The sequence below is a fragment of the Francisella marina genome (assembly GCF_008369785.1).
GTDB lineage: Bacteria > Pseudomonadota > Gammaproteobacteria > Francisellales > Francisellaceae > Francisella > Francisella salimarina.
Genome location: NZ_CP043552.1, coordinates 2008694 through 2020772 on the forward strand (window position 1 = coordinate 2008694; position 12079 = coordinate 2020772).

Consider the following 12079-nt stretch of genomic DNA (forward strand, 5'->3'; position numbering starts at 1 on the left):
ACTATAACTATTAATTTTATTTTTTATATATGATAAGAAAATTATTAACTCTGTGTGTGCAAAAAAAAGCGTCAGACTTACATTTATCATCTGGTTGTAAAGCTAAGTATAGAATTGATGGGGACTTGATTGATATCGAAACATCTCCTGTATTAAATGATAAGATGATCTCTCAAATGCTCTTGGAGATTATGACAGATGATCAGAAGGATGAGCTTGTAGAGACCTATGAATGTGATTTTTCAATTGATGATAAAGATAATGATGCAAGATTTAGGGTTAATGCATTTTTTCATAATCGTGGGTATGGTGCTGTATTTCGTCGTTTAGAGAATACTATCCCCACTCTAGATCAGTTCGGGGCTCCTAAGATTCTGAAAACAGTTCAAGCTAAAAAGGGTGGTTTGATACTTGTTACCGGACCTACAGGTTCTGGTAAAAGTAGTACATTAGCAGCTTTAGTAAACGAGATAAACCAAAAAGAAGATTCTCATATCCTAACGATTGAAGACCCTGTTGAATTTGTACATACAAGCCAAAGAGCTTTAGTTAACCAACGTGAGGTCAAAAGAGATACAAGAAGCTTTAACGCAGCTCTAAAATCAGCACTAAGGGAAGATCCTGATTGTATTCTTGTTGGGGAGATGCGTGATTTAGAAACTATACGTTTGGCTCTTGAGGCAGCTGAAACTGGTCACTTGGTACTAGGGACATTACATACAATGTCAGCAATCAAAACAGTGGATAGGGTAATATCGGTATTTCCACCAGCTGAGCAGGAATTAGTCCGTAATATGTTAGCAGAATCTTTACAGATTGTAATATCTCAGCGTCTTCTTAAGCGTAAAGGTGGTGGGCGTGTTGCTGGGTATGAGGTTCTTATTTCTAATACTGGTATCAGAAATATGATAAAAGAGAATAAGCTTTCTCAAATATACACGGCTCTTCAGACTGGTACGGCAAAAGGTATGGCAACTATGGAGCAAAGTATAGAAAACCTTCTTAAAGCGGGAACAATAACTCCTGAAGAGGCAGCTAAGTATATAATAATAAGATAGGGTATGTTTCGATAATATTTGATTCTGTTTTTGATATTATAATAAATTTTTAATCTGATTGGCCAATATTGAAGCACTTGTAAATGCAGATTCAACACGCCCCTTTATACACCAGTCACCACATGCGGATATATTTTGGTTTGTATCAATAAAGTAACCAGGTGTATTTTGTTTACCTATATTTGCATAACGCCAGGCATGTAGTGTTCTATAATCTGGCTGATTTAGATTTATAGCTAATATCTCTTTGACTCTTTCAAAAATTGTTTCTAGGATTTGTTCACGATCGTAATCAATATATTGATTAGCCCATTTATTTGCAGAGTGTATCATTAAGCAGCTAGGAGTATTACGATCTGGTTTTGAGCTGTTGAGAGATATCCAACTAATTATCTCGTCATGTACTAGAGCAGCATCAAAATTCAGATTAATCTTTTTATCATAACCAAGCATTAGTGAAAAGCAGCTATCCATTTTTATCGAGCTAATTTGGTTATAGAAAGAAGTGTTTTGAGGTAGTAAATCTTTAAGTTGGTCTGATGGGATTGCAAAAATAATCCAGTCAAAATATCCTAAAAATTGGTTGTTATCATCCTTAACAATCCAAAGTCTATCTTCTTTGGTGATAGAGCTAACACGTGTGTTCAGAGATATATCTAGATCTTGAGCTAAGTATTGCGCTACGGCATTCATTTTAGGAGAGCCAACATAATGTTTATATTCATTACCCCAAGGTTTTTGATTTATTATCTCAGAGTTTTTGATTTCAACAAAATTTGCTTGCCAGTTTTTGATTATGCCTTGATCTATCATTGGTTTAAGGAACTCTTTAAATTCAAGGGATTTAGCAGTGAAATATTGAGCTCCATGATCAAAGTAGTAAGGGTTAGCATATCTTGTTGACATTCTGCCACTAACTCCACGAGATTTCTCAAAAATAGTTATTTGTGCCAAATCTTTTAGAATATTTGCAGCGGTTAATCCAGCAAGACCAGCACCTATTATTGCCACTTTCATACAAGACTCCAAGAAACTGCTAGTGAAATAACAACGCATAGTGTTATTGGTAGTCTTATACATTTGAAATATTTTGAACTAATAAGGTTTAATTTAAAGAAGTAGTAATCGACTTTGAGTAGTATTAAAAATTCTGCTATGAGTAATAATATAAAATCTTGTGGATCTAAGTTTAGATATCCAAGCCAAATTATTATGGCAATTAAATTACTAGCAACTTGTATCAATGTCTTTGTGAAGCTAGGTTCTAAATTAATTTGTCTGCCCCAATGGGTTCCAGCCATAAAACATGTAATAACTAATCCATATACGGATAGAGCTTTTGCTATATTTTCAAATATTAGAAAGCTGTTGTGGCCTAGTAGTATACATGATGAAAAGAATATGAAAGGAACTAAACCTAGATAGGCAAGATATATGTCTAAGCTCTTGTAGCTTTTCAAATTATTTCTCCTAGTAACTTAATTTTTCTTTGGTTTTTCCTCTAAAGATATAATAAGCATAGCTGGTGTATAGCAACAGTAATGGAATCATAATTACAGCTGGAATTAGCGTAAATAGTAGTGTGGTATCACTAGCTTGTGCTTGGGTGTATGTAATGTGATAAGGGATAATATATGGAAATATTAATGCCAGCATACTTGTATACGTAAAGACAAATATTGCTACAGCCGACCAATATGGTAAAGCATGATTTTTAGCATCTATCACTTTGATAAGGACTAAGAAACTTATAATGGTAAGTACAAAAAGTGCGCCAAGGACAGTCATCTTATAGAAGCTATCTAAAGGTAATTTAGTATATATAGGAGTAATTGCTCCAATAATTAACATTAATATCGCAAGTACTATACTACATGATTTAGCTAGTCTTTTAGCTTTATCATAAAGCTCTCCTTCAGTTTTAAGTATAAGACGAGTTGCGCCAAGTAAGCTATAACCAAATACTAGAGCTATACCCGTAAGTATGGAAAAGCCAGCACCATAAAAAGTACTATGTGGGAAACCTACTATCAATTCGCCAACTATGTAGCCTTGCAGAAAAGTTGCCGTTAATGAAGATATGAAGAAAAGCTTATCCCAGTTTTTGATACCTTTATGAGATTTTAGTCTAAACTCAAAGCAAATACCTCTGAAGAGTATCATAACTACTAAAAGTATCGCGGATAAGTAAATCTTAGGGAATATGTAGGCAAATGCGATAGGAAACATCCCATAAAAGCACGCTAAAGCAAAAACTAGCCATGTTTGGTTACCATCCCAAGTTGGTAGTAATATACTCACTGCAATATCTTTTTGATGATCATCAAAAAATGGAAATAGTGACCCCATGCCTAGAGCAAATCCATCTAATACAATATATAGTAGTAGAGCAAAAGCAATTATAAATAACCAAATTAATCCTAAGTCCATAACTATTCCTCCTCGCCTGTAGTCTTCTCAACTGATTGGAAGTATGAGTAAGGCATTCTTTCTTCTCCACCAGTACTTGGACCACCATTTATAATTCTAAATAAGTATCTGAAGTAGAAGAACCCAAATATAATGAAGTAAACAATAATTATTGCTGCTAATGAGCTAAACACTTGCCAGAAGTTAATATCACTGACGGAATACTCAGTCCTTAGTATGTTATATACAGTCCAAGGTTGTCTACCAAATTCTGCTGTGAACCATCCTGTGATGATAGCAACAAAACCAAGTGGTGTAGTTAGTGTACAGAGTCTTAGGAACCATTTTGAAGTTTGTAGTTTTTTTCTCGCTAAGAGTATAGTTCCTACAACACCCATAAGTATCATTAGCGTACCAATACCTACCATTATTCTAAAGCTATAGAATACGACAGCAACCACTGGTCTATCTTTTTCCGGAACAGATTTAAGGCCTATTAATTCTCCGTCTAACTCATGAGTGTTTATTAGAGAAGCAAGCTTAGGAATCTCTATAGCGAATAAGTTCTTTTCTTGTGATTCGCTTGGGTATGCAAATATTACAAAAGGAGCGCCTTTCTGAGTATCCCAAACACCTTCCATTGCCGCTGTTTTAAGTGGCTGATGTTCATGTACTTCTCTACCTACATCGTCACCCACACCAAGTTGACCTATACTTAAAATTAGAATGGAAACTATCGAAAATTTGATGCATGTTTTTGCAAAGGTGTGATGTTTATCCTTAATGATGTAATATGCACTAACACCTAGTATAACCATTAGAGTACTCAAGTATGCAGCCATAAGCATATGGATATACCTTGGAATCACAGAAGGGTTAAAGATTACATGATACCAGCTGTATACTTCAAACTTACCATTGATATAGTTCACACCATCAGGTGTTTGCATCCATGAGTTAGCTGATAATATCCAGAAGGCTGATAATGTCACACCAACAAATATTGTGAAGTTAGCCAAAAAATGAACATATTTGTTTATTCTACCCCAACCGAAAATCATAATACCTAATGCTCCAGCCTCTATGAAGAAAGCTGTAAGGACTTCATATGTGAACAGAGAGCCAAGTACAGGACCAACTTTTTCGGCAAAGCCTGCCCAGTTAGCACCAAATTGGAACTCCATAACAATTCCAGACACAACGCCCATACCAAACGTAAGAGCAAATATTTTTGTCCAGAATTTCACTATAGCGAGGTATTTATCATTTTTGGTAATTAGCCATAAAGCCTCGAAGATCATCAAAAATGTTGATAACCCAATACTGAAGGCTGGAAACAAAATATGAAAACTTACCGTAAAGGCAAACTGTATTCTTGATAGTATTTCGACCCAGTACATAGAAAGAACCTCTATTTTTTCGTTGTTATTAAAACCAACCTATTTATAGATTAGGCTAGTAACTTTTATTATGATTTTCAGCTGGGAGGCTACTATAAATAGAATCTCACAATAGTTTACTATTCTCAAGTAACCACAAACTAGATTAATAAATTGTAATGTTACTTAGTCAAATTTTACAAATATAATAGTAGTATAAGTTAAGATTTTAGGAGATCTTATGAAAATACTAGTAGCAGGCGGATCAGGATTTGTAGGTAGGGAGTTATCAAAATATTTAAGTCCTAAGTATAGATTGACATTACTCACTAGATCGCAAAAATCTAAAATTGGATACTATGATGATTTATTAACTTGGTCTGAACTTGATGAGGTTAAGATATCCGATTTTGATATTGTCATAAATTTATGTGGTTATAACATTGGTCAGAAGCGTTGGAGTAACTCTGTTAAGAATAAGATTATATCTAGTCGTATAGAACCAACTACTAGGTTGGTTGAACTAATAGGTAATAAAAATATTTGGCTAATTAATGCTAGTGCTATTGGCTATTATAATTTTTCTGATATTCCTCAGGATGAAGAAAAGCATGATAGACAGTTTGATAACTTAACTTTTGGTCAGCAAGTTGTTGATAGTTGGGAGAAATGTTTAGTGGATTCTCCGCTAGCTAGGTACACAATCATGCGTTTTGGGGTTGTTATCGGTAACGGTGGTGTTCTTGAAAAAATGATTATGCCTGCTAAATTTGGCTTTTTGACAATGTTTGGTAATGGACATAATTATATGACTTGGATAAGTGTCTTTGACTTATCGAGAGCGGTTGAGTTTATTATAGACAACAAGTTGGACAAGAAAGAAGTATATAATCTGACATCGCCCGAAGCTAGCCAGCATAGGCACTTAATAGAGCTTTTGAGTAAATATCTAGCCAAAAAACGTATAATTAAGATTCCAAGTGCAATGATTAAGCTAATGTTTGGACAGATGGGGGAGGAGCTTTTGTTATCTAGCCAAAACATAAAACCAACTAAATTACAAAGAGAGGGTTTTGAGTTTGAGGATCCTGAGATTTCAAAGGCTCTAGAAAGATATATTTAGTCTTCTTGTTTATGCTCAATAGGAATTTTGACAGTAACAGTGATACCACTTCCATCAGTATTGTTTTGTGCAAATATCTTACCGTCATGGAGCCTTACGATTTCTGAAACTATTGCCAGTCCAAGTCCGCTTCCTTCTTCACCGGTGCCTGTCTCCCTATAGAATCTATCAAAAATACGTTCGATATTTTCAGGAGGGACACCTATACCATTATCTTTAATTTCAACAACGATATTATCATCCTTTTGGAAAGAGTGTATCTCAACGAGTCCACCATCTGGAGTATATTTTATAGCATTTGATATTAGGTTCTTAAACATTATTCCTAATAGGTATTCGTTACTATAGCAATATAAATTTTCTTGTGATGGATAGAAGGCAATTTCTATATTTTTCTCGATAGCTTTAATAGCATTATCAGCAATGAATGTTTCAAGTACAGTATTGATCATAAGTTTTTTACCAAATGTGATTTGCTCATTCGGCTGGATTCTACTTAATGTTAATAACTGGTCAATAATGTGAGAGTATCTATTGGTGGAGTTTTTGATTCGCTCGAGTTTTTGTTTAATCTCATTTATGTCATCAGATGCAAGCGCAATCTCAACCAAAGTTTTTACTCCTGCTATAGGAGTCTTAAGTTCGTGTGCAGCATCGCCTGAGAATCGCTTTTCCCTCTCTAATGTTGCATGAAACTTTTCTATTAATGAATTAATCTGTTCAACAATAGATTTTATTTCAAAGGGAATAATATCCTCATTAAGTTTCTCATTTCTACGAGGATTAATTTTTGCTACACGCTTATTTATTCTTTCTAGAGGATAAAGAGCAGTTTTTAGTATGTAATAGATAAATCCAATAAGGATTATATATATTGATGCTAAAAGTATTGCAAACTTAAAAATTATTTGTCGAGATAGTTTATCTTTATCAGAATTATTTACGAATACTGTTACTACATCTCCACCGTCTGTTTTTAGAGTATATGTATACCAGTGTTTATTAATACCATCAGTATCTGTATAAATCCATTCAAACCCTGTAGTAGATGTAATTCCATCATAATTCTTATGAAATGATGGCAAGTTTGATGTTTTTAATAGTAGCTTTTTGTGTTTTCTATCATATACGATAAAGCCAACGCTTTCATTATAATTCTTGATATTCAAAAAAGAAGAGGATATTTTGTTAACAATCATATCGGTAGTATTTTCATCATCTTCTAATGGGTATATTTTTAGAACAGTTTCAATAACTTGAGCTGCGGTTTTTAATTGATAGTTAAAAAGAGAGTTGTTTTGGTGCTTAACCTGATAAAAGCTAAAAATAGAGATAACAAGCATAAATATAGCAAAAAAGCTTGCAAAAGAAACAACTAGAAAGCTTAAGATGGAGCTTTCTTTTTTATTCTTAAAAAACATACCGATACAGGATTAAATATTTAGTAAAAATAATTATAATCAATTTTGAATTTTATTATTAGTTTTATAATTGCTATAATCGAATATTATCATAAATAATAATTATATAATTTTGTTAGATAGCATGAATAAAGTAGTTGAGCCTTTCTACGTAAAATACTATGAAGCGGCTACTCTATACTTCTATACCCAGGAAGATTTAAAGTTTGACTTAGTCATTACATGCCCTCATGCAGAATTAGGTAAAGATTTTGTTGAGTTTGATTTTCCTGCTATTGGACAGCTTGTCAAACTTAGTAAAGAAGAGTTTGATGATTTTTTATCAATAGAATATGATTTCGGTACACATTCGCTCTCTCATGCAATAGCCCAGAGGCTCTATTCAGAATATGGGTTATACACACTTATTGCAGAGCCTTCTTTCCCTCGCTCGATATTAGATGCGGGAAGATTATATCCAAACTGTATAAGAGATATCATCGACTATAATCAGCATATAGAACTTAAACAAGAGCTTATGAAGTTATTTGATAAGTATATGCAGAAATTATGTCATATTGTTGCTGTGGCCAAAACTTATAATGCAGTTGCCATAGATTTACATACTATGTCTACTTACTCTCCAAATGTTGTACAAGAAAGATATTCAGAAGCTATTATAGAAACTCCTGATACGTTGAGAAAATATATTGAGCTGTATAGAAATGCTCATAAAGAGGGTGAAAAAAGAGTTACTGAACTCTTTACGGGAGATGCTCGTAACGGGATATTTGCCTCCAAAGATTTGATTGAATCTCTATCTCATGAACTTAAACAGATTGATATTGATATAGAGTATGATAAACCGTATATCCTAGCGGAACATTTGGTGGCTCACTATCTTGTGTGCGAGCTTGAGGCAGTTTGTATTGATATACCGAAAGACTTGCTGTCTAAAACAACAACTGCGGATGAACATTATGATATAGCTAATTTAGAAGTTGATCCGGATAAGTTAGCATCAATGGCTGACGCATTTGCTAAAGCTGTAGCGTATAAGCGGCAGAAACAACTAATAGGAGCTTAAAATATGGCAATAAAAAAGACAAATGCTGTCTCTGAAAGAATATGGGGTAAAAAAGCTATTCATGTGCCTAATACAACAGATATATATGGTGCAGATCTTGTTAGCTCTTTTGTAAATAAATATGTTACACGTACTTTGTGCTTACTTGCCAAAGATCATAAAATTATCCTGCCAAAAAAGACACAGAGTGAAGTTGAAGAAATTGTTAGTTATTTTAATAGGATTGGTCTTACGTATATAACCATGGATAACTTTATATTTTTAGACAAGTTGATGGAGCACTATAGGCTGTCTACAATAGTTATGAATTATGCTGACCAAATTCCTGAGTTTAGTAATCCTGAGTATACTCATATTGTGCCATTTACAGCTGCTACAGCAATCGAACTAATCGGAATCAAACACAATAAAAACTATGGGCTATCAGAAGCATTATCACAGTTTTTAAATGATAAATCATTCCTTAGGCAAATGTTGTATGATAAGGGTGTGTTAGTTCCGAGTGTTAATATTATATCGACAATTAGTGATGAAGATTATGTTAAAAAAGCTCTACAGATTTATCGTGACTATGAGAATAAAGGTATTTATGAGTGTGCTGTAATTATGCCTCGAGCTTGTTCTGGATACGGTATTCATAGGTTTGAGAGCGAAAAGGAATTAAGAGATATTCTAAAGCTTATGCATAGGGTTGAGGTATTTATGATTGACCCTTGGCTTGATAATTTAGGTTCACCTGCCTTTCAAGTAAGTATTGGTGATAAAAAAGAAGACGATGTCTGTCTTGGTTTAAGTGATCAAATGCTTGATGGTCAGACACACTTAGGCAATAAGTATAAGTCTAAATTTAGTGAAGAGCCTGCAGTAATAGAAATTTGTGATCAAATGACAGAAATTCTTCGTGACATGGGTGTTAGAGGTGTCGTGGGTGTTGATCTTCTTATCCGTGAGATTAATGGTAAGATTGTACCTTACGTACTTGAAGTTAATGCACGACAAACAGGCGCTATTTATGCAGGCTTTTTAGCGCACGAATTGCGCAATGGTGAGCATAAGCCTTGGGTGGGCCATAATAATGTGTTAGTCCCTAAAGGATCAACTATAGATGACTATTATCAGTATCTTAAAGATAATGGAGTTGATTATACATATGGTGATACTGAGGGTGTAATTATAACCTGTATAGGCAATCTTGATCTAAACAATAAAGTTATGATTTTAGTGCTTGCAGATACAGATGATCGACTTGAAGAGATTCTTAATATAGCTACTTCTTTTGAATAAATATCTTTATTATCTTGATATCTAATCTATAATTTAATTAATATTAGTTAAATTAGGTGTAAGTTTTGAACAAAATACCAATAGGTGTCAGTAGTTGTCTAGTAGGAAATAATGTTCGATATAATGGCGGCAATTGCCATAAATCATACATAACTGGTACGTATGCTGAATATTTTGATTACAAAATAGTTTGTCCGGAAGTTGCAGCTGGTCTTGGAGTTCCTAGGCCTACTTTATTTCTAGTTGAAGATATTCAGACAAATGTTTTGTCAGTTAAAACCAATAAAACTCATGATGATGTAACAGATAAGATTCAGAAAGCTGTCGCTATGCTTATATCGAAACTTGATATTGTATATGGTTTTATATTAAAGGCGAAATCTCCAAGCTGTGGTGTTAATACAGCGAGAGTTTTTGATGAGAATCATGGCTATACAGGTGAAAAAGCAGATGGTTTGTTTGTAAGAGCATTAAAAGAATATGACCCCCTTTTGCCTATAGAAGATGATGGTAAGCTTACTGATAAAACATTACGTGATCATTTTCTGCGTAAAGTTTTTTGCTACCATAGTCTTAGAACAGAGTTTATGCGGTGTTCTAATATTACTGAAATGATGGAATATCACTCAAAGCATAAAATTTTATTACGAATGCACAACAATAAGACTAAGAAAATTCTTGGGAATATGTTGTCAGAAGCTGGTAATAAGGTAGATGTCGAAGCTATAAAGCATAAATACATCGAGCTTTTTATGCAAGCAATAGCTAAGCCTGCTAAGAGAGGGGCTCATTATATGGCACTTCAAAATGTTCTCAGAGAAATAAATAAAAAAGTTTCAAAAGCTCAGAGACAATATCTACAAGAGCTACTTAATAAGTATCGTGATTGTAAAATATCTTGGGAAGTTCCTGTCAGTGTAATTAGAATGTATCTTATTGAGCTGGATTTGCCGTATTTAGAGAAGCAGAGTTATTTAAATCCTTATCCAGAGAATTTAAATTATATATAAAACTAAAATATCTGATTAGTGATCAAGATCCGCATCTACTTCTTTGGGAATTATCATAGCGATAGGAAGGCAAATTAATAGAAATACTATTACCATATCAAGAGCGTTTTGGTAACTAGAGATAGTATAGATGGTGGTTGAATTATCTATTAGTGAGCCAAAATGAGTAAGTATATACCCTACAAGTGGCAATAATATAATTGGAATAAAGTTGTTTATCATATTCACACCAGCTGTGGCAGAGCCCGCAGTTCCTTTAGGTGAGATTATCTTGGCTATACCAAAAGTGACAGCTTGAGGTCCAGCTGCGGCACCAAGCAAGAAGTATAGTAAGGTGAATAGCGATAAATTAACGGGAACATATAAAATAATAGCTAAAATTACAGCAAGTGATATTATGCTCAAAATTAACATACGACGATATCTGTTTGTTAATGAGGCAATAATTGCTGCAATTGTGAAGCCTACTGCAGCACCAATAAATAACACACCATTTATATGTGATGCAGTTTCTTGGCTAAGGCCAAATTTAGCTTGGATTAAGCCAACCCCCCAAAGCGAGCCTAGGACATTAATAGGTATAAATAGTACTGCACCAATAATGCTTGCTGACCAAAATCTTATATTACAAAAGATTTTTAAAACTTTAATGATAGTTTCTTTGAAGTTGGCTTCACTTAGATGAGTGAACTTCTGAACATGTTTTGGATTATCACGAATAAATAAAACTATTAGTAGTAATATTCCGACGCCAATATATGTAAATACAGCATTACCTTCTTTCCAACCTAATTCAGAAACTAAGCTAGATAGCATTGTGTCAGTAACTAGACCACCCAGTATTCCTACAACAGTTGCAAATCCTATAAATGTTGAAAAAAGTCTTTCAGGCAGCCACATAGCGGCCATTTTAGCGGCGCCAATAAATCCAAAAGCAGAGCCTATACCCATAAAGATTCTACCAATATAGGCGATTTCATAATTATCTGTAGCAGAAAATAAATAGTTACCAAGAACACAAAATGCTGTAGCAACACTGATTACTACCTTACGATTATACTTATCTAGTATTACACCAGCCGGAATTTGCATTATTGTATACGATATAAAATATGCCGAAGATAACATTCCAAGTTGAGTATGGCTAATACCAAAGTCACGAATTAAATTATCTCCCATTACACCAGGGGCAGCCCTGATAAAGAAGTCGTAACTATAGTTAAGAGTAGCGATTAAGCATATTACCCACGCTAAAGTCGCTAATAGCTTGGTCTGAGGAAGGTGAGAATTATTCATTCATTAAGATATATTAAATTAGAGTAATTTTCA

The 12079-nt window shown here is 33.9% G+C and carries 11 protein-coding genes; 5 read left to right on the forward strand and 6 right to left on the reverse strand.

Going from position 1 to position 12079, the window contains the following annotated elements; genetic code table 11:
• The first annotated feature begins 29 nt into the window (after nucleotides 1-29).
• Entirely contained in the window at nucleotides 30-1058 is a 1029-nt protein-coding gene (locus F0R75_RS09850) for a type IV pilus twitching motility protein PilT (protein ID WP_146420883.1), read from the forward strand.
• 36 nt (nucleotides 1059-1094) lie between these two features.
• Here the strand turns inward: F0R75_RS09850 and F0R75_RS09855 are convergent, their stop codons facing one another.
• The 4 genes from F0R75_RS09855 to F0R75_RS09870 are packed head-to-tail and all read right to left on the reverse strand — an operon-like array spanning nucleotide 1095 to nucleotide 4867.
• Nucleotides 1095-2075: an NAD(P)/FAD-dependent oxidoreductase gene (locus tag F0R75_RS09855; RefSeq protein ID WP_149368850.1), complete on the reverse strand. Its 981-nt coding sequence runs from the start codon at nucleotides 2073-2075 to the stop codon at nucleotides 1095-1097.
• Complete coding sequence (locus F0R75_RS09860; RefSeq protein ID WP_149368849.1) at nucleotides 2072-2518, reverse strand: DUF3429 domain-containing protein; 447 nt, start codon at nucleotides 2516-2518, stop codon at nucleotides 2072-2074. Before F0R75_RS09860 ends, F0R75_RS09855 begins: the two co-directional genes overlap by 4 nt.
• A 10-nt stretch (nucleotides 2519-2528) precedes the next feature.
• Entirely contained in the window at nucleotides 2529-3488 is a 960-nt protein-coding gene (locus F0R75_RS09865; RefSeq protein ID WP_013922372.1) for a cytochrome d ubiquinol oxidase subunit II, read from the reverse strand.
• 2 nt (nucleotides 3489-3490) lie between these two features.
• Complete coding sequence (locus tag F0R75_RS09870; RefSeq protein ID WP_146420879.1) at nucleotides 3491-4867, reverse strand: cytochrome ubiquinol oxidase subunit I; 1377 nt, start codon at nucleotides 4865-4867, stop codon at nucleotides 3491-3493.
• 220 nt (nucleotides 4868-5087) lie between these two features.
• Between F0R75_RS09870 and F0R75_RS09875 the strand changes: the two genes are divergently transcribed.
• Nucleotides 5088-5969 carry a TIGR01777 family oxidoreductase gene (locus tag F0R75_RS09875; protein ID WP_149368848.1) on the forward strand — a complete coding sequence of 294 codons (882 nt, stop codon included), beginning with the start codon at nucleotides 5088-5090 and terminating at the stop codon, nucleotides 5967-5969.
• On the opposite strand, the gene F0R75_RS09880 is transcribed toward F0R75_RS09875, so the two are convergent.
• A complete protein-coding gene (locus F0R75_RS09880; RefSeq protein ID WP_149368847.1) occupies nucleotides 5966-7390 on the reverse strand; it encodes a sensor histidine kinase in 1425 nt (474 codons plus the stop codon). The genes F0R75_RS09875 and F0R75_RS09880 overlap by 4 nt on opposite strands.
• Nucleotides 7391-7502: 112 nt before the next feature.
• On the opposite strand from F0R75_RS09880, the gene F0R75_RS09885 reads away from it, so the two are divergent.
• The 3 genes from F0R75_RS09885 to F0R75_RS09900 all read left to right on the forward strand — a co-directional run bounded on the left by F0R75_RS09885 (nucleotide 7503) and on the right by F0R75_RS09900 (nucleotide 10750).
• Nucleotides 7503-8456 carry a hypothetical protein gene (locus tag F0R75_RS09885; protein ID WP_149368846.1) on the forward strand — a complete coding sequence of 318 codons (954 nt, stop codon included), beginning with the start codon at nucleotides 7503-7505 and terminating at the stop codon, nucleotides 8454-8456.
• Nucleotides 8457-8459: 3 nt separating this feature from the next.
• Entirely contained in the window at nucleotides 8460-9740 is a 1281-nt protein-coding gene (locus tag F0R75_RS09895; RefSeq protein WP_187985978.1) for an ATP-grasp domain-containing protein, read from the forward strand.
• A gap of 65 nt (nucleotides 9741-9805) precedes the next feature.
• Nucleotides 9806-10750 (forward strand): YbgA family protein, encoded by a 945-nt coding sequence (locus F0R75_RS09900; RefSeq protein ID WP_149368844.1) that lies wholly within the window; start codon nucleotides 9806-9808, stop codon nucleotides 10748-10750.
• 15 nt (nucleotides 10751-10765) lie between these two features.
• Here F0R75_RS09900 and F0R75_RS09905 read toward each other — a convergent pair whose 3' ends face one another.
• Nucleotides 10766-12046, reverse strand: a complete 1281-nt coding sequence (locus tag F0R75_RS09905; protein ID WP_041263619.1) for an MFS transporter — start codon at nucleotides 12044-12046, stop codon at nucleotides 10766-10768.
• Between the last annotated feature and the right edge of the window lie 33 nt (nucleotides 12047-12079).